The sequence below is a fragment of the Paenibacillus sp. Y916 genome, assembly GCF_056786435.1.
Window position 1 is genome coordinate 103,576 of sequence record NZ_JBXCJA010000005.1, and the last position, 22,172, is coordinate 125,747.

The following is a 22,172-nucleotide window of genomic DNA, read 5'->3' on the forward strand; positions in this document are numbered from 1 at the left end:
CCCTAGATGCACACCTTGAACTCCTCACGACTTAGGTCATGAATTTACGAAGTAAGTTTAAAAAAAAAGGCCCTCTTCTGCATTCGATAGAGGTACCACACTTACTTTATTTTTTATTGTTCATAGCTCTACTAAGAATTGTACCCAATGTGCCAATATCTATCCCATCTGTTGCCTTCCAATCCTCCGAAATTCCTAATTCATCGATCAACCATTGTCGGCCCGTTTCTTTCCACAACGGTGATTTAGCATCCGTTTCTATTGGTGGAGGGGTCACCATTGTGGGATCGTACTTGTCTCTTAGTTGCTTTTCGGACCCACGATATTCATTCATATCCACATCGCCTGATATTCCATTAACCTTTCCCGAACTAGAATACTGCAGGAATTCCCACTCCTTCCAACCACCTCGATTTATTGGGCTGCCGTCGCTATTATAATAGGCATACCACAATTTAATATCTCCGAATGACGCGTCTAATGACGTATCTATAAAGTTCGGAAATGTATATATCATCGGATACTTGCCTGTTCGCTGTTTGAAATATTCAACCCATGCCCGCACCGTCCTTACGACATTCGCTTTACTGCCCGCTTCCTTCGTTTCAATATCAAGTACCAAAGGTAGTTTCATATGTGTTATTACGGGAGATACCACTGAAAGAAAATGATCAACCTCAGCTTTCACACTTGTTGGACTGGCTGCTCTTGAAAAGTGATACGCCCCTACCAACAAGCCTGCTGCCGTGGCCTTTTGTACGTTCGTTAGAAATTGCTTATCCTTCACTGTACTGCCCTCGCTAGCTTTAATAAACGTAAAGACTTTACCCTCTGCTCGAACTTGTTCCCAGTTAATTATTCCCTGCCAATGCGAAATATCAATTCCCTGTGCATGGTCTAAGCTTCGCTTCTGCATATCATCACCTCTTCATACATTAGATGTTGATTCGCTAGTGATTGCCTGTACTTATTCACATATGATGAATTGTAGATCAGTGCCGTGATAACCAACTATTTTCTAATACAAATCATGTATTAGAAAAAACTAACATATAAATTAGACATGCCTTCTAGGGAGATGTCCACTATGTTATTTTTTCGTAAATTTGGAATCATTGTATTTGGTAGTTTGTTAATTGCGATCGGTACAGACTTCTATCTCATCCCCTTCAAAGTATTAGATGGCGGATTTATTGGGATTGCGCTAATTATGAATTATATGTTTGGTTTCAAAACTGGTCTGGTTATTATCGTTTGTAGCATTCCCATCTTCATTATAGCTTGGGTCAAAAACCGCATTTTTTTTTATAATAGCTTATCTGGTATGCTTATTTCTTCGATACTCATAGAGTTGCTGGTACCATTTCAATACCATTTTCTTTATTATATTGAATTAGGCCCTCTCACAAGTTCTATGTTCGGAGGATTCCTTCTCGGAACCGGACTCGGTCTCATGCTTCGGTACGAGGCAAGCACCGGGGGAACTGATCTCATAGCCAAACTATTGACCAAATATACTCCATTGAATATTGGCGTCATCATTTTTCTAATTGATGGACTAGTTATTGGAATGGGGGGACTACTTATTTCATGGGAAACCTTTTTCTACTCGGTCATTTCAATTTTTTCAGGCGGAATTGCCACTAGTATTTGTACATTGAAGGGCTCATGAACTAGGACATACATATTTATCAAAACGCTGTGATAAGAAGACTCTATACGACCCGGATAGCACAGCGTTAATAGAAATGTATAGGCTAAGAGATATCATCCTTTCGGTTTGACAAATAAAGCGGCTAAGAAGGAGAATATAATCGCGGCTGATATCCCGGCACTAGTCACTTTAAATATCCCGGTTATAATACCGATTACTCCATCCTCCTTCAATTCCGTTAGTGCTCCATGCACCAGTGCATTACCAAAACTCGTAATCGGGACCGAAGCTCCTGCTCCAGCAAAACTAATTAGCGGCTCGTACCATCCCAATCCATCTAAGACCGCGCCCATTACCACAAGTAAGGTCATCGTATGTGCAGGATCCAGCTTAAACACATCGAAACATATTTGTCCAAACACACATATAGCGCCTCCAACCAGAAATGCCCATAGAAATATCATGATATACTCCCCCCGGCTTCGATGGATACTGCGTGAGCGATACAAGGAATACTCTCCCCTTGTTGAAAGCTAAGCGGGGAAAGTAACGCCCCCGTTGCAACAACGAGAATCCGCTTAAGCTCCCCTTTGCGCATACGATTAAGTAAATGTCCGTAGGTAACAACTGCCGAACAACCGCAGCCGCTTGCTCCGGATTGAACCATTTGTGTGTCATAATCATAAATCATCATCCCGCAGTCTTTATACTCCGTTTGGTGAATTGGGATATTATGCTTCTCCAACAATTTGCAGGCGATTTCATAGCCTACCTTGGATAGATCGCCTGTTACGATTAGATCGTAATGACCTGGCTCAATATTCAAATCACGGAAATGTGCCTCCATCGTATCTACTGCAGCAGGAGCCATAGCCGCTCCCATATTAAACGGATCTGTGATCCCCATATCGATAACCCTACCAATGGTTGCAGAAGTAACGACTGGTCCATCTCCGACGGCCGATACGATCACGGCGCCCGCTCCCGTTACCGTGTATTGAGCCGTTGGTGGTTTCTGCGATCCATATTCCGTCGGGTAGCGGAACTGCTTCTCAACGCTTGCATTATGACTACAAGTTCCAGCAAGAGCGTATTGACCGTTTCCAGAATTCACGATCATCGAAGCGATAGCCAGACTCTCCATGGATGTGGAACAAGCACCGAACACACCCAAGTAAGGAATCGATAATGTTCGTGCCGCAAAGCTGCTACTTATAATCTGATTCATCAAATCACCACCAACATAAAACTGTACTTGTTCCTTCGTTAATCCGGCATTCTCAATAGCCAATTTAGCCGCTTCTTCAATCAACACTTTCTCAGCCTTTTCCCAACTCTCTTCCTCCAACATAGAATCACCATGTACAATGTCGAAATCCTTAGACAGCGGTCCTCTTCCTTCAAATGGTCCCACAACCGTCGCTTTTCCAAGAATAACTGGCTTATTCTCAAACACCCAGCTTTGATGTCCCTTTAACATGTTATGATCCTCCCCCACCTTGAAATAGCCATGTCAAAATTCCAACAACGAAAGCAGCGACCGTACCGAATACGATAACTGGACCCGCAAGTTTAAACATCTGACCACCCACACCTAAGACAATTCCCTCACTTCGGTGCTCAATCGCTGCAGAAGCCATCGAGTTCGCAAATCCTGTAACAGGTACCGCAGAACCAGCCCCTGCCCATTGCGCGATTTTGTCGTATACACCAAAACTGGTCAATATAACAGATATGAGAATCATGACCGCAACTGTAGGATCTGCCGCTGTTTTCTCCGTAAAACCTGCCCAATGAACAAACATTTCCTGAACCGCTTGCCCGATCAGACAAATGGTTCCACCTGCAATAAACGCACGTATGCAATTTTTAATAACGGGTCTTCGCGGTTGAACTTTCAGAGCTAATTCCTGGTATTCCTGTTGCGTAGGGGTTAAATTTTTCTTTTTATTGTTTGCCATGGGCATAACCTCCATTATTCAAATGATCATGATGCCGTTAACGAGTGAGTACTGGCCTAACGTTGTCGATGACCTTTTCTAGTTCAACTGAGCATTGCTCATACATTTGCTTTACCTGCTTATTGTTAGTCGATAGGCCGAACATTTCTAGATCAGCTTCACATTTCTTCAATGTCGCATATAAGGTTGCCTTGTTCTGCGGTTTGGGTACAATAATCTGATCATCGAACAAATCCACGAATAACTGTCCATAAGAATCAACCTGAGCAAGAAATATATTCTCGACTGCCACACCTATTTTCTCCAACTCTACATCTAACCATTCGCGGTTTAATCCGATGGTAGCAAGTGGCTCATCCATAATATTCCCGTCCATGACAACAGTTTGCGGCTCTTGTTCTGGCGCTACTGTAATGCCCAGTGAACTCGGTGTAATGGGCTGATTTTCTTTCACTGATAGAACATTGACCTCTCCACTCGGCTCCATCACAGCAAATTCGGCATCTGCCACCCTGAACACATTCTTGCTTCTCAGTTGTTCCATTAATTCATCCAAAGTAAGTCGTTCCTTCTTCAAATTATCCTCGAGAATTTTACCGTCCTTTATGAGGATTGTTCCTTTACTATCTATAATATCCCTAGCCTTTTTACTCTTTATCGTTAAAAATTCGATCCCCAAAGAACAAGCGACCCACACTAACATCGATATGAGGCCCAAATGCCAGGTTCCATCAACTTCAATCGGTATTGTTGCTGCAAGGCTTCCGATCGTAATTCCCGTTATGTATTCAAACAGAGACAGCTGAGACACTTGTCTCTTCCCAAGAAGCTTCGTCATAAGAAAAAGAACGACAAGCGTTAAGATCGTACGTATAGTAACTAACATCCAATCCTGCATATGGACTTACCTCCCAAAGGTTGATACAAGTAAGATGTCCCCAAATGTCCTCTTTTAACCGAATACAACTTATTTTCTGATGCGAAGTATAGCCTTAACTCAAGACGGATATATTATGTTCGTTGCTTTATAACAAAATACGTGTAATTAAAAGAGGTGAACTTAGATGACCGTTGGTGCTCAAGTAAAAACATGCCTTGCCTCTTTAAAAGGGGCTCAAGCCAGTCTTGAACAATTTGCAATAGAAACGCAAAATCAAGAAGCAAAAACAACGTTTACTAACGCGGCTGAACAAACGCAACAAATCGTTCAACAGGTAGAAACGCGTGTGCAGCAATTAGAGAATGAAGAGCCTCAATATAAAGGATTTTAAAATAAAACCCGAAATTTTCGAATCAAAAGAGACCACTGGTAATGGCATAAAAATGCCTATTTCCAGTGGTCTCTTTTTGTAATATATGTCGCCTACTCTACCGTAATAGATCCCACATCGGAGGTCAGAGATATTAATGGTCCACCGCCATTCAGATCACTTTTTCCTTTGGGTACTCCAATTACTCGACCGACCTCGCTGCTCACTTGTAAACTACTTTGAAGTTCCTCTGCGAGTGTTGCCTTGATACTCCCAACATCCGTCTTTGCTGTGAGACTACTCTTGCTGTCCATTTGATTAATCCCAAATTGAAGACTACCAACATTTGACGTTATCTTAGATTTCCCTTGAATATGAGCACCTTCGATATGAATCGTGCCAACATCATTACGAACATCATAGGTCCCCTGCAAATGATCGAGTTTAATTTGACCCACATTTGTTTCGATCTTGAAGTGATTCACTGAATCCGGAAGTTCCACCTTATAATCGATGCTGAAATCTGAGAACCCATATTCCTTCTTTATCCATTTCCACATATCCATCTTCACGTTCCCCTTAGGGTGTGTGCTAATCTCCATTTGCTCTCCACGTGTAACTACGGAGATTTCAGCCTGATCAAGGATTTCCTGGTATTTAGATTCGCGTGATGACTTGTTAGGAAATGAGAACGTTGCGGTCACCGTCATCTGATCACCCGTGGTCGCTGTTACCTCGATGCTTCCAACCTCATTTTCCAGCAACAGATCCGAGGCAGAACCTATCTCTTGTGTGAGAGATATCTCCTTCTGAATACCATCTTTCTTTAATTCCTCAGTCCAATCCGAGATCGAATCCTCAAATTTATTGGTGCATCCAGCCAGTATTATTATCGAAACGACTGCCACCATCATGATTGACCTATGTTTTCCGCGCATATAAAGTAACTCCTCCAATTCAGTGTTCTGATTTATTTATCATACAATATTAGGGAAATATTAGCACTAGTCCGCGGACTAGTGAAATACTGGACTTGAGGCGGGGAGATATTCTGTGTGAATTCTAGCGAATTCTTTCCTTAGCGTACTTTCTTAATTTCTTCAAACTGAATATATTTCTTCAACCATTTGATATCCTGACTCTTAAAGTATTTGAGTATTTTTCTTTTCTTCTTTAATATCTCGTCATCTAATTTTATATTTGAAGTATGAAATACATATATATTTTTGTCTATTAATTCATGAAGTAGTTTCGATAAGACTTGATGCTGCGTGTGACCATATTCTCCCTCTAGGTTATGAGTTACAACTTTGTTGAATGGTTGCCTTGCTAACATCTCTTCCAAATCTGACTTTAAACGAGACTGGTCAAAATCACCGCCCCATTTATCCTCATATTGCCATATTTCATACTCTGCACCTACCTCTTTCATTACTTTTTTGAATTCCTTGCACCTTACCTTGTTATCACCGTTTGTCACACAAATGACCTTCCATCCCTTTTCTTGTATCAGCTGAGCTCCGCCAAAAATAGTTTCATCATCCGGATGTGCAACAATCATTAACTTATTGTAAGTCATAGCCCTCCTCCTTCCTTATTCTTTTCTTATATATTTTGCATATATCATTGGATACAACGGAAATTTCAAATATTTGTTCGGCCTGTTGTCTCAGTACGTTGCTACCAAGTAAGTTCTTGTTTCCCAAGAGCAATGCATCTTTTACAGCGTTTGTAATATTATCTTGGTTCAAGGGAAGAAGCATTTTATGATCACAAAAGTAATACTGCAAGGCCTTATCAAAATTATCTAATGTTACCAATCCGAAGGTTCCAGCTGCACCAATCGCTATTACTGGTCTCTCACAAAATATGGCTTCCAAAGCAACTCTTCCAGTTCCCACAACATAATTACTTATTGAATACAAATCAGGCATATCCAATCGATTCCCTATATACTGGATACGATTTGATTTGATTGTTTCGTTAATACGCGTTTTTATTTTTTCGGTCTTCATACCGTCACCGGCAATAAGAAGATGCATATCTGGAAACTTTTTAAACAATTTATTATCACATGCCTTTAACAACAATTTGCATATCTCATATTTCTCATCTTCCAGTCTACTAGCGTACAGTAAAACTCTAGATTTTTTAGGGATATTTAATTCTTCCTTAAGATCTGATTTCTTTACAGTAAATTCATTCATATCAATCCCATTAGGGACATGGATCGAATATATGCCTTTCTTCTCCAACCACTTCTTAACAGGTTTACTGACACTAATAAAAGTAGGTTTAATTGAGCATTTATTGATTGCCTCGAGCAATATCGAGTTTTCGTAGTAAGTTCCGTGAATCGTATAAATCAACGGAATATTTAACTTCCGAGATAACTGTACTGCATATTTGGCACTTTTCTCTAAATGGGCGTGGATCAAGTTTATTTCATTGATTCGTATCCATTCAACAAATTCTTCCTTATTTTTTGTATAATTATAGACTTCACATGACAGCATTCTAAATTTACTTTCCAAAGGCCCTGAGTTCCCTGCTACAAAAACTGTCACTCCTTGTTTTAATAATTCTCTTGTAAGAGAAAGAACATGCGTCTCTGTTCCACCTATGTCAAAGGTATCCAAAATCATAAGCACTCTTACATCTTTATCATTCAACTTCTTCACCCCATTCATTTTGAAAATCTTCTTTTATATTCTTGTATTATTAAATGGTAAAAAACAAGATTCGAAACGGCTTTTAACTAATCTCTTAAAAGATACGTTTTCACATATGAAAATCGCCAGTCCGTGTCTTTAGTTAAAGGGTTATTAGCATGGGTTAGATGCGTCTTTCTTGTCATGGTACAGAAAGGTTATACTTTCTACTCTAGCAAAAAAACGCGAATTCTCAGTTATGAGAATCCGCGTCACATGGATTATAACTCTAATCTACCAAAAAGCAATGGTCACTCTTTGGCAGATTTGAGATTACTTTAATTTTTCTTGAACCGACTGTATTTTCTGTGCACTAGAGGAAGTCTTATCCCGACGATCATCCAGTTTAACAGACGTAGAGACTCTCTCTGCCCCCGATAGAAATGGTGATTCATGCAAAGCGGCAATAGCACTCCATACGAATTCAAGAGGCCCTTCAATAATCGTACTCATCGATGTTAATTGATACGTTATTCCCTGCTGATCTTTCAGAACTCGCTGCATATCTGCAACGTAAGCACTTAGACTTGTTGTTTGCGTCCCTATCGGGATAACTGTTACTTCTGCAATCGCCATGTTTATTTCCTCCTCTTACACTTCTTAATCTATTGTAGCTATTTCGTATTTTTTTCGCAAAATCTGGATTTTTGAACTCACAAGATAACATAAATATTTATTCCTCCCCCAAACGCAAGTCATAGAAGGCTTGGCAGGGTTTTCATGATTTTTTTCATAGAATATTTCATTAATACATGTTTACAAACACCATATATTGAGTTAGATTTATATAGCGACACTAAATATAGTGAAAACAGGTGATTCGGCTACTATATCAAATCCGGATCTTAAAAGGGAAGTATGGTGCAATTCCATCACGGTCCCGCCACTGTAACCCAAGATTCGAGCTGCATATCGCAGTCGAATAGGCACAGCCATTGCCACTGTGAGCATAAGTTTATGGGAAGGCGCTAGTTGCTGAATAAACGAACTTCATCTACATATGAAGCACGAATTCGTTTGCTTGGGAAGTCAGGAGACCTGCCTGTTCGACATACACAATACATCCTACGGTGAAATAGGAAAGGTGGAATATAATCATGGTACTTATGGAACCTAGAAGTAGCTTCTCCTTGGAAGAGAAAATGCTACATGAGGTATCAGGTCTTGGACACGATATTACAGAGAGTCTCAACGTGGAAATGCTACGTGAGAATGCCAATCTAAATGGCGAAAGCTTTTCAGGAAAAATAGGAAAATTCGGCAGTGAATATGCTAAATGGTACGCAAGATATTACATAATCCCCAAACAACTCATGGCTGCCGTGGATCACAATGATTTATATGTACATGATCTTGATCAATATGCGGTGGGTAGCACGAATTGCATCTTCATTCCATTCGACAAACTCCTAGCACGGGGCTTCAGCACTGGCAGTGGTAGTGTTCGCACACCACAATCCATTTCAACTGCGATGGCATTAGTTGCGATAATATTTCAATGTCAGCAAAATTCTCAATACGGCGGCGTTTCCGGGAGCAAACTGGATCATGATTTAGCTCCATATGTCGCCAAGTCATTTGCGAAGCATTTTCAAAAAGGGGTACACTACTTTAATGAGACTTCTGTGGTCGAAGAGTGTAACATCCATCTAGGTAACTTATCGTTACCTAACTCTCATCCACGTTCTTATTCTTTTGCTATGCAAGAAACTAGGACAGAATGCCTTCAAGCTGCTGAGAGCTTAATCCATAACCTAAATACGATGTCCAGCCGTGCTGGAGGTCAGATCCCCTTCACTAGCATCAATTATGGGACATGCACCTCACTTGAAGGCCAAATGATCATTGATAGCTTGCTTAGTGCAACTATGAATGGACTTGGAAGTGGCGAAACACCTGTCTTCCCCATTCAAATCTTCAAATGTAAGCGTGGTATCAATCAATCACCAGGGGATGCTAACTATGATCTTTTCTTGAAGGCCGTAGAATGCTCATCCAAACGGTTATATCCTAATTTCGCCAACATAGATGCTCCCTTCAACTTACAGTATTATGATCCAACAGATGCCAATACTGAATTCGCTACGATGGGTTGTCGTACTCGTGTTCTTGCCGATCGACATGGTCGCAATCGTCTATCCGGTAAAGGGAACTTATCCTTCAATACGATTAATCTTGTTAAATTAGGTATCAAACACGGTGTAGTTAATGGTAATATCACGCCTAATGAGGAGGGGTTCCAACAAGATCTCAACCACTTCCTGGATATCGCACTACATGGACTATTACACCGTTACAAAATCCAAGCCCGACAGCCTGCCAAAGCTTCAGACTTTATGATGCGCGAAGGAGTCTGGGAAGGTGGAGAACTACTAGGTCCTGACGACAAGGTAGAACAAATCTTGAAACATGGTAGCTTATCTATAGGCTTCATCGGTCTAGGTGAATGTATGAAGGCCATGTACGGTAAACATCATGCTGAAAGTGATGTAGTCTATGCCAAAGCTTTGGAACTTATCTCCTCCATGCGTCGTTACTGTGATCGGAAGAGTGACGAGTATGATCTTAACATTACATTGATGGCTACACCAGCTGAAGGTCTATCGGGTAAGTTCACGAAAAAGGATCGAGAAATATTCGGTTCCATTCCCGGTGTAACAGACCGCGAATATTATACTAATTCTTTTCATGTACCGGTATATTATAATCTGCCAGCTGCGCGTAAAATTTCGCTTGAGGCTCCTTTTCATGAATTGTGCAATGCAGGAGCTATCTCTTATATTGAATTAGATGGAAATGTGCGTAGTAATCAAACTGCCTTTCTCAAAATAGTTCAGTTTGCATTATCACAAAATATTGGCTATTTCAGCATTAACCATCCTATTGATCGTTGTGGTTCTTGCCATTACGAAGGTATTATCGGGGATACGTGCCCACAGTGTGGAACACTCGAATCCGACGTACCCATGTACCGTCTACGGCGAGTGACCGGTTACCTAACAGGTGATTATCAGACGCGCTTTAATGCTGCTAAGCAAGCTGAGGTACGAGATCGGGTCAAACATCGATGAATATTTGTGGCTACTATCCTGAATCCATTAACGAAGGTGATGGCCTGCGGGCCGTCATCTTTCTTAGTGGTTGCCGTCACCGCTGTCCAGGTTGTTTCAATCCGGCAACGTGGAATTTCAACTACGGAGAACCTTTTACGGAACAGCGTCAACAAGAAATTATCAATGACATGGCTAATAACCCCTTACTTGAAGGATTGACGCTTGCTGGGGGAGATCCTTTCTTCTCAGCTGATGAGGCGGCTGATTTCATTGATAAGGTCCGACTAAGCCTCCCTAACTTCTCTGTATGGATCTATACCGGCTATATATATGAGGATCTCATGGCCTCCGTTCATTCGGCAGAGTACCGTCTGCTTCAGAAATGCCAAGTCGTCATCGATGGTCCTTTTGTACAATCTTTAAAGAATACCAGTCTCCCCTTCCGTGGGAGTTCAAATCAGCGTATTATAGACATTCAGGCAAGTTTGATTTACAACGATGCCATACTGTTGTAAATTTAAATATCACAAATTGAAATACTCATGTTGAAAGGAAGACATTCATGCCACATTTCGTAGTAAAACCGAATAACCGCCAGCTCGCTTTTGATGAGAAGCGTCTCTCCATCTATACTGATCGCCTTCTTGAAGGATTGGACATGCTTAATAAGGATCAATTGATCCGCGGTGTATTATCCAAGCTTCGCCGTGATGAAGTTACAGGAGAAGATATTAGTAACGCCTTTACCATGTCTGCATTAGAGTTAGTTACGAAAGAGGAACCTAACTGGAAGTTTGCTGCAGCTCGTTCTTTACTTACTACTTTATATAAAAAAGCTGCTCATCACCGCCGTTATAAATCGTATGCCGATGAGCCTTATGGTGCGCTTTACCCACTGATCACAGATTTGGTACACAAAGGTATATACAGAGAAGAATTACTTGAATACTATACGAAAGAGCAGATCCAAGAACTTGGTGAACTCATTGATTATAAACGTGATCTTTTATTCGATTACATCGGTCTTTTAACGCTTACAGAGCGCTACCTTACGACAGATTTCGATGGACATATTATGGAGCTTCCACAAGAACGTTACATGATCATCGCTATGTTCCTTATGCATAAAGAGCCTGCTGAGAGACGCATGGAGCTTGTGAAGGAGTCCTATTGGGCGATGAGTAATTTATATATGACCGCAGCTACCCCGACGTTGTCTAATGCTGGCAAGAAAGTTGCTGGACAACTCTCCAGTTGCTTCATCGACACCGTTGATGACTCTTTGGAAGGCATCTTCGATTCTAACACCGATACGGCTCGTCTTAGTAAAATGGGCGGTGGAATCGGTGTCTATCTCGGCAAAGTACGTGCCCGTGGTTCAGATATTCGTGGACATAAAAATACGAGTTCAGGTGTCATCCCTTGGATCCGTCAGCTCAACAATACCGCCGTTAGCGTAGACCAATTAGGTACACGTAAAGGTGCCATTGCAGTCTATATCGATGTGTTCCATAAAGATATTCTCGCGTTCCTTGATCTCAAATTAAATAATGGTGACGAGCGTATGAGAGCACATGACGTATTCCACGGCATTTGTATTCCTGACCTATTCATGAGTGCTGTAGAGAATCGTGGGATGTGGAATCTATTCTGTCCTCATGAAGTCAAAAAGGTTATGGGCTGGAAAGATAGCAACGGTCGTCCACTTGGACTTGAAGATTTCTATGACGAAACGCTTGGTCAAGGTTCCTTCAGTGATAAATATGCCGAAGCCGTTGATCATCCTGTGTTGTCTCGTATTACCGTTCCAGCGATCGATATTATGAAGCGTGTCATGAAGTCGCAGCTTGAGACAGGTACGCCATATATGTTCTACCGTGATACAGTCAACCGGGCTAACCCGAATAGTGCACATGGTATGGTCTATTCCTCTAACCTGTGTACGGAAATTATGCAGAACCAATCAGCAACCGTTGTGGAAAAGGAAGAACTCGTTACCAAAGACGGACAAACGAGAATTATTATCTCGAAAATCCCTGGTGATTTCGTCGTGTGTAACTTGAACTCCATTCACTTGGCTCGCGCTGTTCCAGCGGGTGTGCTAGATCGACTCGTTCCTATTCAAGTACGGATGCTTGATAATGTCATCGATATTAACAATATTGAAGTGCTTCAAGCTCAATATACGAATAGTCAATATCGCGCCATCGGCTTAGGAACTTTCGGACTTCATCATCTATTAGCTCTCGAAGGTATTCGTTGGGAATCCGATGAGGCTGTCACTTATAATGATAATCTTTATGAGAAAATCAACTACCTGCTCGTTCGTTCAAGTATGGAACTTTCCAAGGAAAAAGGTCAGTATCCGAAGTTTAAGGGCTCTGATTGGGAAAGTGGTCAGTACTTTACACAACGTGGCTACACAGATGGCCAACGTGAAGGTAAGTACGTAACGACTTCACAGTGGCAGGAACTGCAACAAGAGGTGCAACAGAATGGTGTACGGAACGCTTGGATGTTCGCTATTGCACCTAATGGTTCCACTTCCATTATCGCCGGCTCCACAGCCAGCATCGATCCATTGTATGAATTGCTATCTTATGAAGAGAAAACAACGTATAAGATTGCTAACCCAGCACCGGATCTATCTGATAAGACGATCTGGTTCTATAAAACAGCGTTTAATCTAGACCAACATTGGTCCATCAATATGGCGGCTGCCCGCCAACGTCATGTGGATCAAGGCCAAAGCTTCAATCTGTACGTTCGTCCTGACATTAAAGCGACCGATTTCCTATCGCTGCATCTTCATGCTTGGAGTTCCGGCATGAAAACAACTTACTATGTACGTAGCCGGGCGTTGACGATTGATGAATGTGAGAGCTGCTCGTCATAACCTTCGATCCCACCCCACCCTCCCTTCCAAGGGAGGGCCCCAAGGGCTCTGCCCTCTGGACACCCGAAACTCTTTGGCGGAGTGAGAGGATGGGGTGCTTATCTGTGAGGAACGTTTCGTGCTAGGAGCGCTTATCGTCCTCCCTGTTCGCTTCGCGAATGCGGTGGGGACCCGCTCCACTACGAGTGAAGTGAAGTAGCTCTGGCTTCGCGAGCTACATGTCCTGTTTGCTCCGCAAATGCGGAAGGGCATAACCCAAAACAAATGCGAGTGAGTAGCTCTGGCTTCGCGAGCTACATGTCCTGTTTGCTCCGCAAATGCGGAAGGGCATAACCTAAAACAAATGCGAGTGAGTAGCTCTGGCTTCGCGAGCTACATGTCCTGTTTGCTCCGCAAATGCGGAAGGGCATAACCCCAAGAAAATGCAGAAGTAACTTTCTCTGCACCTGTTTGCTACGCAAATACGGAAGATTAAAAGTACTTTTAATAAAAGGAGTAATAGAAATGAAATTGCAACAAATTTTCAACACGGAAGCACCAAACCAATCTACAAAAATTATTCAAGGTGAATGCTCGGGTATTCTGAACTGGAACGATATTCGTATGCCTCATATGTATAAATTATATAAGGTCCTATTGTTAAATCACTGGATTGCCGATGAAATTCCGATGTCTAAGGATGCACAGCAGTTTGCAGGATTGGATCCTGAAGAGCAACGCGTATTCAAGATTAATATTTCATTACTTGCTGTATTGGATTCTATGCAGACGATGTTTGTCGGGGATGTAAAAAGATATTTTACTGATTCCTCATTAGAAGCGATCTCAGCTATTATTGCTCAACAAGAAGTTGTCCATAACCAATCTTATTCGTATGTTCTTTCTTCGATTGTTTCTGATCAAGAGCAGAAGGAGATTTTTGAGTATTGGAAGCATGATCCGGTTCTTCTAGAACGCAATCGTTTTATTTCAAATATTTATCAAACCTTCCGGGATGAGCAGTCTCCACAAACGTTCTTCCACGCTATGGTTGCGGATTTGATTTTGGAAGGTATCTTCTTCTATAGTACGTTTGCTTTCTTCTATAACTTGGCTCGCGATCAGAAGATGATGGGTACTAGCCAAATGATCTCTTATATTCAACGTGATGAGAATCAGCATTGCTATTTCTTTGCTGAGGTGTTCAAGCAACTTCTTCTTGATTTCCCAGAGCTTAACACGAAAGAGAACATCGCTTATGTATACAAAACGATTGACGAAGCTGTTCAATTGGAGATCAATTGGGCACATTATACTCTTAGCAATATTCGTGGAATTGACTTGAATGAATTGGAGGATTACATCAAATATACAGCGAATAAGCGTCTTACTTTAATGGGGATGGACAAAGCTTATGAAGGTGTTGATGTGAACTGTATGCCTTGGATTAAGCCTTTCTCTGATGACGCTCTGAATTCAACGAAGACGGATTTCTTCGAAGCTAAATCTCGTAACTACGGTAAAGTGGGCGACGATAACGGGTTTGACGATCTGTAATAAGTATGATTATAGTAACTAGCGAGGGTGGGAAGGGGCTTATGCTCCATACCCATCCTCTTCTTTTATAATTGGATTTCTAACGGCACCCACAGACACTATTTCGTGAAACAACGCCTCTATGAAATTCTAACGGAAATACACGCCTCTATATGCAAATAAACGACCTACATCCAGAGGAAATGGCCATATAAGGTCACTCAGTTCCCTTAGAAATTCAAAAGTACTGTTTTCAGCCCAATAAGGTCTTCTGCTTCCGTTAGAATACTTACGTGATTACACACACCATTATATTTTCATTCATCTATCATTAATTCATCCTCGAAGAACCCCTTGTCTAGGTCTTTTAATACTTTCCATTGGTTATCCTCTTTCACGACTGTCATATGTCCTGTTTTGGTGATTACACTATGGCCACGGGACGAAGTTAGTTCTGAGGGGCTTATTTCAATATCTATGCTATAGCTAAAGGAGAATGTATCCTTTTCCATATTATCTTGTTTCATATTTTCGAATTGAATTTGTTTCACTTGCATATTAACCATATTCCTACTTGCATACTGTGAAGCTATTGCGCTTTGTCTGTTGGCTACGAAACCTTCGTATCCCCTTTCTGTCAATAATGGCTTGAATGCTTCTTCTACCTTCAATTTTGCCTCTATTGCCTCCAACATATCTTCTGTCTCCGTTTCGATATCCACAACTTTAACCTGGTATTGCATCATTTTTAAACTCTTACCTACGTTTATCGCAGCCGTCTCATCACTTTCTGGTGAACAGCCTGAAGCCATTAATAATAGAGAACAGGTTAGTATAACTGAACCCGCGATGATCGCCTTTGTCATCACTTTGGTCTTTTTCTTCATAATAAATCCCTCCTCTCTTACACTAACGTATGGAAATCGATTTGGTTACCCAATTTTAGACAAAAGGAACTTCGCATATGGCATGCATGGCAGAATGCATATTGTACTTATTCCTCGGATAGGCTATACTAATCCACAAAGAATTGAACAGTGATATTGCGCCTATGATCAGCATCCAACTGTGAGGCGTTAGCGACCGGAGAACGTATTTCCTCTCCCTAAGTTAACCGGCATCCGACCGTTACCGCGGAACCAAAAGAGGATCGAATACTGTCATAGACAGATTCGATCAAGTTGGGTGGCACCGCGAGCAGACGCTCCTCGTCCCAAAGGATGAGGGCGTTTTTGTGCATTTTACTAACAAAGGAGCTCGTGAGACATGTTAGACATCCGATTTATCCGGGACAATCCGGACTTGGTCCAACGAACAGCCGAACAGAAAAGAATCGAACTTTCGGTCACCGATTTACTGTACTGGGATCAGAAGAGACGCGATCTATTGAAGCAGACTGAAGATCTAAGAGCTCATCGTAACCGACTGACTCAAGCTGTCGCTACAGCTATGCAACAAGGAAGGCAGCCAGATTCTGAACCTCTTAAAGAACAAGTAAAAGAGATCAATAAGCAGTTGAGTGTAATTGAATCTGAATTAACTCATGCCGCTCAACAATGTGAAGAACGGATGACGTTAGTACCTAACATCGTCTCTCCTGACACACCCGTCGGCAGAGATGATAGCGACAATATGGAGATAAGACAAGTCGGAACTCCACCATCATTCTCCTTTCAGACACAAGATCACGTTCAATTAGGAGAACTCCATGATCTTATTGATATTCCACGGGGTGTGAAGACTGCTGGGAGCCGGAATTATTTCCTCAAGGGCGCAGGTCTATATTTACATTTAGCCGTTCAGCGTTTGGCATTGGACCTACTTACGTCATATGGATTCACAGCGATGGACGTTCCAGTGATGGTTCGGCCCGAAGCACTTACAAAGACAGGTTTCTTCCCAACGGGACAGGATCAGACGTTTGAGATCTCAGGCGAAGATAAGTGGTTAGTAGGAACTTCTGAAGTATCGTTAGTATCGTATTATAGCGATGAGATCATTGATGTGACAGAACCGATCAAACTTGCTGGTATGTCGGCCTGCTTCCGCAAAGAGATTGGATCAGCAGGGCGAGATGTTCGAGGTCTATACCGAGTGCATCAGTTCGCCAAAGTGGAGCAAGTCGTGCTCTGTGAAAATAATGCTGAAGTATCGGAGCGAATATTGCAGGAAATTACAGGTCATGCAGAGGAAATTCTTCAATTATTAGAGCTTCCTTATCGGGTGATGTCGGTATGCACAGGAGATATGTCGCAAAAAACGTATAAGCAATATGATATCGAGACATGGATGCCCAGCCGTCAAGCCTACGGGGAGACGCATTCATCTTCCAATGTATTAGATTTCCAGGCTCGTCGTTCAAATATAAGATACCGAGATGCCGATGGGAAGCTACAATTTTGCCACACGCTAAACAATACAGCCGTTGCATCACCGCGTATTCTAATTCCACTGTTGGAGAATCATCAACTAGAGGATGGCTCTATTTATATTCCCAAGGCACTGCGCCCATACATGGGTGGCTTGGATAGACTAATCCCCAAACATGACATCACATAAATAATAGCTTCTTTAGACTTTTCTAAGTCTAAAGAAGCTATTTTCTAAAAATATAAGAAAGCAATAACCTTCTTGAAAAAAGGACGGCATAGCCGTTTCTACTTGTCTAAATCAATATCGATATAATGCTCCACTACTGGGAACGGATCATAGAAATGATGTAATAGGCTTTTCCAATCCTGATACTCCGCAGATTCTCTAAATCCAACCGTATGGTCTTCTAGGGTTTCCCAGCGTACTAACAGAATGTACTTATTGTCTTGCTCCATACATTTCTGCAATTCATGATGGATGTATCCCTTCATACGTGAGATAATCTTAGAGGCTTGTCGAAAATTATATTCGAAGTCTCCTGCTAACCCTGGCTTTATATGCAACACAGCTGATTCAAGTATCATTTCGTAGCCACCTTTATTCCATTAACTATGTTGCATGAATTAAACCTATCATTATCGTGACTCCTTAGTATGCCACTGTAAATCGAGCACGCACGAAATAAGGATCTTCTAGCTCATCAATCAACGCTACAGCATAATCTGCTGCGGAGATAGAACTTCTATCGCCTTCATCCAGAATAAGCATGTCCATACCAATTCTAAATTGACCGACGCGGCGTCCATAAGTCATATGAGCCGGAGGGCTACAATACGTCCAGTCCACGTCAGAATTACTATATATTTCATAAGCCTGCTCATGGGCAATGGCTAACGGTTTCGATTCTACAGGATATTCTTCCGTATTCATCCACTGGATACCCGATGCAACCTTGAGGCTTCCTGCTTCACCTACTACAAGAAGTCTGGATACACCCGAACGACGCACACCCTCAAGTAGTGAATGAGCCACTTTCACTAATCCATCTTCCTCTCCACGTACAGGACCAAATGCGCTGATGACAGCCTGATGTCCTTCACAAATAGCTGTAACATCATCACAATCCATCACGTTTCCTTCTACTACATGTAGATTCTCATATAACTCTGTCAGCAGCGTACGATCTCGTACCACAGCAGTAACTTCATATCCGCGATCAAGCGCTTCTTTCATAATAAGCTGTCCTATTGTCCCATTGGCTCCGAACAACACCACTTTTGAATTCATCATATATTCCTTCTTCCTACTATTAATCAGGCCATACTACGAGCCATCTATTTTAAGTGGTTGTTCAAAAGGTTCTCTTTCGAACACCTATCTTAAGATTCATCCTATTATCTTACCACTTTGGGAGCGAGGTTACACCTCTTTACATCAGCTCTCCATATTCACAAATGCCCATAAATAGGTTATATATATTGTATAGAAGTCATGATCGGCTCGTAGAATAGACTTAGGTTATAGAGAATATAAACTCTCAACTAGAGCCTTCATCGCCTTGTAATATCAATGTTCTTGTGTAATAGTGAATATAGAATAATGAAGGGGGAATCAAGTTGTCCCTTACGGTTAAGGAAATCATTAATACTTTCTCAAATTCAATTGAAGCCATGATAGCTGCTGGTATAGCTATTATTCTATTTATATGGATGTATATACGTACAGCTCTACATTTAAGAATGGCAGGCAAAGAACAATTAGAACGACTACAACAATCTTTGTTGTTGTATAGCCGTGTAACCGGTCCTCTTGGAGAAATGATGGAGCGTGAGAATCCTAGCCATGAGGAAATAAGTCATCTGATATTTCTACTGGAAGAATGTAAGGCAGCACCACTACTTACAAGCAATCTCCAAGAACAGATGGATGCTTACATAAGAGAGCGAGATCAGTCTCGTTTATCAATGCTTTATAAAACTTGGGTGCGCGAGGTCAATCGACGGATTGAGGAACAAAGCACTCTCTTACGTAAATGGGAACGTCCGAGCTGGGGCTTTAGCTTCTGGATATTATTGAAGCCCGCTCTTCCTTTTATGACCGTGGTTGCTATTCTATTGTGGAGCTTACAGCTTTCAGATACTCTCTCCAAATTATCAAGCTGGGACTCCTCGCCCTGGGATATCGTTAATGCATGGGCCCGCTTTATCTCTTGCCTTGTAGCAACAGCTTCCCTTTACCTCGTGTTCATGTATACTCGACGAAAGACAAATGTTATTGTCCATACCATTCTGTATATATTGATCTCTGCAGCTACCTTATTTCACCTGTTTGGATTGAATTCAGCACTTTATATTGTTGCTGCACAGGGGATCCTCTATGTGGCAGGTTTTAGCCTTACCACAACACGCACCCGCAGGGACAGACCCTACGCTGGTCGTGATCTTGTCATTGAAGTTGAATCACGATCGAAGGGTGAATAACTGATCCTACGAATCCCATTATCTTGAACAATCTTAAATAGCCCCGTTGCCGTTCGAACGCTTCTATAACTAGGAAGCTTTCGCCTTCGACAACGGGGCTATTATCTTAAGGAGGTTGTTTAGAACCTTATCTTCAAGTATCCTTTAGCTAGAACTAGATTTTCTAGGGTGCCGAGAACCTTGACGATGAACAGTACTAGTTCTGACAACCCCTGAGGGCTTATTCTCAAAGCGCTTTCGTTCCGTTCGTTCCATCTGTACGATCTGTCCTTCATGCACTACGATCTGGAGTGATCCGAATTCCATATCATTCAGCAGTTCCGTAATACGTCCCAGCCATACCTCATCGATTTGAAGTGGTTTTGCCATCGTGTTGCCTCCTCCCCAGGGTAGTGAAAATACATAATTATTACTTATATTCATTTGAATTTAATATCATTCTTATCCAACCTGTTTAGTGTGAATTAACTTTATCATGGGCTGTAAAGTGTTGTCAATAGACATTCTTCCGGGAAAACCATCCCTTCAATAGTAACGTCACCATAGCTAATAGAAGCAATAATGATGCGACTGCAAATGAGGCAGAGAATTGATATTCATTGTACAGAATTTCAACATGTAGCGGCAACGTATTCGTCTCTCCGCGAATATGTCCCGAAACAACCGAGACGGCACCGAATTCTCCCATCGCTCTAGCATTACACAGTATAATTCCATAGAGCAGCCCCCATTTAATATTAGGCAACGTCACTTTGAAAAAGATCGTCCATCCTCCTGCACCCAATGTAACAGCAGCCTCTTCTTCCTGTTGTCCTTGATCCTCCATAAGTGGAATTAGTTCTCTAGCCACAAAGGGAAAAGTTACGAATAGTGTCGCCAAGACAATGCCAGGTACAGCAAATATAACTTTGATATCATGAGCGCTAAGCCACGGTCCGAACCAGCCATGCGCGCCAAATACCAAGACGTAGATCAATCCCCCTATAACAGGTGAAACAGCAAATGGAAGATCAATCAACGTTATTAAAAGCCCCTTGCCTCGAAATTTAAACTTCGTTACTGCCCATGCAGCAACAACGCCAAACACGGTATTCAATGGTACAGTAATCAATGCAACAACCAATGTGAGCCTTAAAGCAGACATCGCATCTGGGTCCGTAAGTGCGGCTGCATAGACCGACCATCCCTTTTTCAAAGCTTCTGTTAGTACCATAACAAGTGGCAATACAATTAACCATATTAATACCAATCCTGCCGAAATGATCAGAAGCCATTTAACCCAACCCGCTTCGGTTGTTGCCGGAGAGGTGATCCCTTTTACAGTAGGTGTAGCGATTACGGGTGCAATTCCCACCATGATCCCACCCTCCTTTTATCAAATTAGTGACTATTTCTCTCTTATTCAGCGGGAGGTCCGCCGCACCCAACGTTGTAATGTATTAATCATCAATAGCAATAAGAATGAAATAAGCAATAAAAGTATAGCGACCGCGGTAGCACCAGCATAATCATACTGCTCGAGCTTTGACATGATCAGAAGCGGGGCAATTTCCGTTCTCATAGGCATATTTCCAGAGATAAATACGACCGAACCATATTCCCCTATCCCCCGTGCAAAAACTAAAGCAAAGCCAGTCAGTAGCGGCGGTAACAAATGGGGCAATAATACTGTGCAGAATGTACGTAAACGTCCCGCACCCAATGTTGCCGCTGCTTCTTCAGCATCTTTTTCCATATCCTCAAGCACGGGCTGCACGGTACGAACCACGAAAGGAATACCAATAAACATCAGTGCTAGAGTGATCCCTACGGGAGTAAACGCTACTTTTAACCCTAAAGGCTCTAAGTACGAACCTATCCATCCATTCTGCGAATATAGAGCGGTTAGAGATACACCTGCTACTGCTGTAGGCAATGCAAAGGGAAGATCAATGAGGGCATCGAACACGGATTTACCAGGAAATTCGTATCGTACCAACACCCATGCTAGAAGCAAGCCAAGTATAGCATCCAGTAGTGCAGCTACTGCCGCAGTCGTGAAACTAATTCGATAAGATGCTAATACACGGGGATCAGTCGCTACCTGCCAGAATTTATCCCAAGTGAGCCCCGTAGAGTTAAAGAGTAGCGCGGCTAAAGGGATAAGCACCACCATACTAAGATAAAAAACGCTAAACCCCATAGTCAGTCCAAATCCGGGAATGACTTTACGCTGAGACCTTTTAACATGACTCATTTCTATGTTCCTTTCCTTACCTTCGACTTTATGAGGTTGTTCA

At 42.0% G+C, this 22,172-nt stretch carries 23 protein-coding genes and 1 riboswitch; of the genes, 8 read left to right on the plus strand and 15 right to left on the minus strand.

Annotation, left to right across the window (positions count from 1 at the left end):
* Window positions 1-106 precede the first annotated feature (106 nt).
* Window positions 107-916 carry a glycoside hydrolase family 25 protein gene (locus tag AC1TO9_RS13180; protein WP_482059383.1) on the minus strand — a complete coding sequence of 270 codons (810 nt, stop codon included), beginning with the start codon at window positions 914-916 and terminating at the stop codon, window positions 107-109.
* 171 nt (window positions 917-1,087) lie between these two features.
* Between AC1TO9_RS13180 and AC1TO9_RS13185 the strand changes: the two genes are divergently transcribed.
* Window positions 1,088-1,672 (plus strand): YitT family protein, encoded by a 585-nt coding sequence (locus tag AC1TO9_RS13185; RefSeq protein WP_482056026.1) that lies wholly within the window; start codon window positions 1,088-1,090, stop codon window positions 1,670-1,672.
* Window positions 1,673-1,767: 95 nt separating this feature from the next.
* On the opposite strand, the gene spoVAE is transcribed toward AC1TO9_RS13185, so the two are convergent.
* From spoVAE to AC1TO9_RS13205, 4 genes are read right to left on the minus strand one after another with little or no spacing between them, the layout of a single operon-like run.
* Complete coding sequence (gene spoVAE / locus AC1TO9_RS13190) at window positions 1,768-2,118, minus strand: stage V sporulation protein AE (RefSeq protein WP_482056025.1); 351 nt, start codon at window positions 2,116-2,118, stop codon at window positions 1,768-1,770.
* Complete coding sequence (gene spoVAD, locus AC1TO9_RS13195; protein WP_482056024.1) at window positions 2,115-3,134, minus strand: stage V sporulation protein AD; 1,020 nt, start codon at window positions 3,132-3,134, stop codon at window positions 2,115-2,117. The genes spoVAE and spoVAD overlap by 4 nt, the downstream gene beginning before the upstream one ends.
* A 1-nt stretch (window position 3,135) precedes the next feature.
* Window positions 3,136-3,615 (minus strand): stage V sporulation protein AC, encoded by a 480-nt coding sequence (gene spoVAC / locus AC1TO9_RS13200; protein WP_482056023.1) that lies wholly within the window; start codon window positions 3,613-3,615, stop codon window positions 3,136-3,138.
* A gap of 37 nt (window positions 3,616-3,652) precedes the next feature.
* A complete protein-coding gene (locus tag AC1TO9_RS13205) occupies window positions 3,653-4,513 on the minus strand; it encodes a DUF421 domain-containing protein (RefSeq protein ID WP_482056022.1) in 861 nt (286 codons plus the stop codon).
* Window positions 4,514-4,679: 166 nt separating this feature from the next.
* On the opposite strand from AC1TO9_RS13205, the gene AC1TO9_RS13210 reads away from it, so the two are divergent.
* Window positions 4,680-4,886 carry a DUF1657 domain-containing protein gene (locus AC1TO9_RS13210; protein ID WP_482056021.1) on the plus strand — a complete coding sequence of 69 codons (207 nt, stop codon included), beginning with the start codon at window positions 4,680-4,682 and terminating at the stop codon, window positions 4,884-4,886.
* A 92-nt stretch (window positions 4,887-4,978) separates the two neighbouring features.
* Here the strand turns inward: AC1TO9_RS13210 and AC1TO9_RS13215 are convergent, their stop codons facing one another.
* From AC1TO9_RS13215 to AC1TO9_RS13230, 4 genes are all read right to left on the minus strand, one after another.
* Entirely contained in the window at window positions 4,979-5,803 is an 825-nt protein-coding gene (locus AC1TO9_RS13215) for a hypothetical protein (RefSeq protein WP_482056020.1), read from the minus strand.
* A gap of 140 nt (window positions 5,804-5,943) precedes the next feature.
* Entirely contained in the window at window positions 5,944-6,444 is a 501-nt protein-coding gene (locus AC1TO9_RS13220; protein WP_482059384.1) for a PIG-L family deacetylase, read from the minus strand.
* Window positions 6,431-7,537: a glycosyltransferase gene (locus AC1TO9_RS13225; protein WP_482059385.1), complete on the minus strand. Its 1,107-nt coding sequence runs from the start codon at window positions 7,535-7,537 to the stop codon at window positions 6,431-6,433. Before AC1TO9_RS13225 ends, AC1TO9_RS13220 begins: the two co-directional genes overlap by 14 nt.
* Before the next feature lie 312 nt (window positions 7,538-7,849).
* Entirely contained in the window at window positions 7,850-8,152 is a 303-nt protein-coding gene (locus AC1TO9_RS13230) for an MTH1187 family thiamine-binding protein (RefSeq protein ID WP_482056017.1), read from the minus strand.
* A gap of 220 nt (window positions 8,153-8,372) precedes the next feature.
* Window positions 8,373-8,636: riboswitch (cobalamin riboswitch) on the plus strand.
* 37 nt (window positions 8,637-8,673) lie between these two features.
* Between AC1TO9_RS13230 and AC1TO9_RS13235 the strand changes: the two genes are divergently transcribed.
* The 4 genes from AC1TO9_RS13235 (at window position 8,674) to AC1TO9_RS13250 (ending at window position 15,061) form a co-directional block, all read left to right on the plus strand.
* Window positions 8,674-10,647, plus strand: a complete 1,974-nt coding sequence (locus AC1TO9_RS13235) for an anaerobic ribonucleoside triphosphate reductase (protein ID WP_482059386.1) — start codon at window positions 8,674-8,676, stop codon at window positions 10,645-10,647.
* Window positions 10,644-11,144, plus strand: coding sequence for an anaerobic ribonucleoside-triphosphate reductase activating protein (nrdG, locus tag AC1TO9_RS13240; RefSeq protein ID WP_482056015.1), 501 nt, complete (start codon window positions 10,644-10,646; stop codon window positions 11,142-11,144). The genes AC1TO9_RS13235 and nrdG overlap by 4 nt, the downstream gene beginning before the upstream one ends.
* 47 nt (window positions 11,145-11,191) lie before the next feature.
* Window positions 11,192-13,525, plus strand: a complete 2,334-nt coding sequence (locus AC1TO9_RS13245) for a ribonucleoside-diphosphate reductase subunit alpha (protein ID WP_482056014.1) — start codon at window positions 11,192-11,194, stop codon at window positions 13,523-13,525.
* Window positions 13,526-14,029: 504 nt separating this feature from the next.
* A complete protein-coding gene (locus AC1TO9_RS13250) occupies window positions 14,030-15,061 on the plus strand; it encodes a ribonucleotide-diphosphate reductase subunit beta (RefSeq protein WP_482056013.1) in 1,032 nt (343 codons plus the stop codon).
* A gap of 296 nt (window positions 15,062-15,357) precedes the next feature.
* On the opposite strand, the gene AC1TO9_RS13255 is transcribed toward AC1TO9_RS13250, so the two are convergent.
* On the minus strand, window positions 15,358-15,927 hold the full coding sequence (locus tag AC1TO9_RS13255) for a hypothetical protein (protein WP_482059387.1): 570 nt from the start codon (window positions 15,925-15,927) through the stop codon (window positions 15,358-15,360).
* Window positions 15,928-16,306: 379 nt separating this feature from the next.
* Here AC1TO9_RS13255 and serS point away from each other — a divergent pair, with 379 nt between their 5' ends.
* Window positions 16,307-17,599 (plus strand): serine--tRNA ligase, encoded by a 1,293-nt coding sequence (gene serS / locus AC1TO9_RS13260; protein WP_482059388.1) that lies wholly within the window; start codon window positions 16,307-16,309, stop codon window positions 17,597-17,599.
* 98 nt (window positions 17,600-17,697) lie between these two features.
* Here serS and AC1TO9_RS13265 read toward each other — a convergent pair whose 3' ends face one another.
* A complete protein-coding gene (locus tag AC1TO9_RS13265; protein ID WP_482059389.1) occupies window positions 17,698-17,997 on the minus strand; it encodes an antibiotic biosynthesis monooxygenase family protein in 300 nt (99 codons plus the stop codon).
* Between the two features lie 64 nt (window positions 17,998-18,061).
* Window positions 18,062-18,703, minus strand: a complete 642-nt coding sequence (locus AC1TO9_RS13270) for an NAD(P)-dependent oxidoreductase (protein ID WP_482059390.1) — start codon at window positions 18,701-18,703, stop codon at window positions 18,062-18,064.
* A gap of 326 nt (window positions 18,704-19,029) precedes the next feature.
* On the opposite strand from AC1TO9_RS13270, the gene AC1TO9_RS13275 reads away from it, so the two are divergent.
* Window positions 19,030-19,893: a hypothetical protein gene (locus AC1TO9_RS13275; RefSeq protein WP_482056008.1), complete on the plus strand. Its 864-nt coding sequence runs from the start codon at window positions 19,030-19,032 to the stop codon at window positions 19,891-19,893.
* A 144-nt stretch (window positions 19,894-20,037) separates the two neighbouring features.
* Here the strand turns inward: AC1TO9_RS13275 and AC1TO9_RS13280 are convergent, their stop codons facing one another.
* The 3 genes from AC1TO9_RS13280 to cysT all read right to left on the minus strand — a co-directional run bounded on the left by AC1TO9_RS13280 (window position 20,038) and on the right by cysT (window position 22,129).
* Window positions 20,038-20,262, minus strand: coding sequence for a YezD family protein (locus tag AC1TO9_RS13280; protein ID WP_482056007.1), 225 nt, complete (start codon window positions 20,260-20,262; stop codon window positions 20,038-20,040).
* A 124-nt stretch (window positions 20,263-20,386) separates the two neighbouring features.
* Window positions 20,387-21,250 carry a sulfate ABC transporter permease subunit CysW gene (gene cysW / locus AC1TO9_RS13285; protein WP_482056006.1) on the minus strand — a complete coding sequence of 288 codons (864 nt, stop codon included), beginning with the start codon at window positions 21,248-21,250 and terminating at the stop codon, window positions 20,387-20,389.
* 45 nt (window positions 21,251-21,295) lie between these two features.
* Entirely contained in the window at window positions 21,296-22,129 is an 834-nt protein-coding gene (gene cysT / locus AC1TO9_RS13290; RefSeq protein WP_482059391.1) for a sulfate ABC transporter permease subunit CysT, read from the minus strand.
* Window positions 22,130-22,172 lie beyond the last annotated feature (43 nt).

Excerpts from the sequence above, each read along its gene's own strand:
- AC1TO9_RS13180 (WP_482059383.1), bottom strand. The coding sequence starts at position 916 with ATGCAGAAGCGAAGCTTAGACCATGCACAGGGAATTGATATTTCGCAT.
- AC1TO9_RS13185 (WP_482056026.1), top strand. The coding sequence starts at position 1,088 with ATGTTATTTTTTCGTAAATTTGGAATCATTGTATTTGGTAGTTTGTTA.
- spoVAE (WP_482056025.1), bottom strand. The coding sequence starts at position 2,118 with ATGATATTTCTATGGGCATTTCTGGTTGGAGGCGCTATATGTGTGTTT.
- spoVAD (WP_482056024.1), bottom strand. The coding sequence starts at position 3,134 with ATGTTAAAGGGACATCAAAGCTGGGTGTTTGAGAATAAGCCAGTTATT.
- spoVAC (WP_482056023.1), bottom strand. The coding sequence starts at position 3,615 with ATGGCAAACAATAAAAAGAAAAATTTAACCCCTACGCAACAGGAATAC.
- AC1TO9_RS13205 (WP_482056022.1), bottom strand. The coding sequence starts at position 4,513 with ATGCAGGATTGGATGTTAGTTACTATACGTACGATCTTAACGCTTGTC.
- AC1TO9_RS13210 (WP_482056021.1), top strand. The coding sequence starts at position 4,680 with ATGACCGTTGGTGCTCAAGTAAAAACATGCCTTGCCTCTTTAAAAGGG.
- AC1TO9_RS13215 (WP_482056020.1), bottom strand. The coding sequence starts at position 5,803 with ATGCGCGGAAAACATAGGTCAATCATGATGGTGGCAGTCGTTTCGATA.
- AC1TO9_RS13220 (WP_482059384.1), bottom strand. The coding sequence starts at position 6,444 with ATGACTTACAATAAGTTAATGATTGTTGCACATCCGGATGATGAAACT.
- AC1TO9_RS13230 (WP_482056017.1), bottom strand. The coding sequence starts at position 8,152 with ATGGCGATTGCAGAAGTAACAGTTATCCCGATAGGGACGCAAACAACA.
- AC1TO9_RS13235 (WP_482059386.1), top strand. The coding sequence starts at position 8,674 with ATGGTACTTATGGAACCTAGAAGTAGCTTCTCCTTGGAAGAGAAAATG.
- nrdG (WP_482056015.1), top strand. The coding sequence starts at position 10,644 with ATGAATATTTGTGGCTACTATCCTGAATCCATTAACGAAGGTGATGGC.
- AC1TO9_RS13245 (WP_482056014.1), top strand. The coding sequence starts at position 11,192 with ATGCCACATTTCGTAGTAAAACCGAATAACCGCCAGCTCGCTTTTGAT.
- AC1TO9_RS13250 (WP_482056013.1), top strand. The coding sequence starts at position 14,030 with ATGAAATTGCAACAAATTTTCAACACGGAAGCACCAAACCAATCTACA.
- AC1TO9_RS13255 (WP_482059387.1), bottom strand. The coding sequence starts at position 15,927 with ATGAAGAAAAAGACCAAAGTGATGACAAAGGCGATCATCGCGGGTTCA.
- serS (WP_482059388.1), top strand. The coding sequence starts at position 16,307 with ATGTTAGACATCCGATTTATCCGGGACAATCCGGACTTGGTCCAACGA.
- AC1TO9_RS13265 (WP_482059389.1), bottom strand. The coding sequence starts at position 17,997 with ATGATACTTGAATCAGCTGTGTTGCATATAAAGCCAGGGTTAGCAGGA.
- AC1TO9_RS13270 (WP_482059390.1), bottom strand. The coding sequence starts at position 18,703 with ATGATGAATTCAAAAGTGGTGTTGTTCGGAGCCAATGGGACAATAGGA.
- AC1TO9_RS13280 (WP_482056007.1), bottom strand. The coding sequence starts at position 20,262 with ATGGCAAAACCACTTCAAATCGATGAGGTATGGCTGGGACGTATTACG.
- cysW (WP_482056006.1), bottom strand. The coding sequence starts at position 21,250 with ATGGTGGGAATTGCACCCGTAATCGCTACACCTACTGTAAAAGGGATC.
- cysT (WP_482059391.1), bottom strand. The coding sequence starts at position 22,129 with ATGAGTCATGTTAAAAGGTCTCAGCGTAAAGTCATTCCCGGATTTGGA.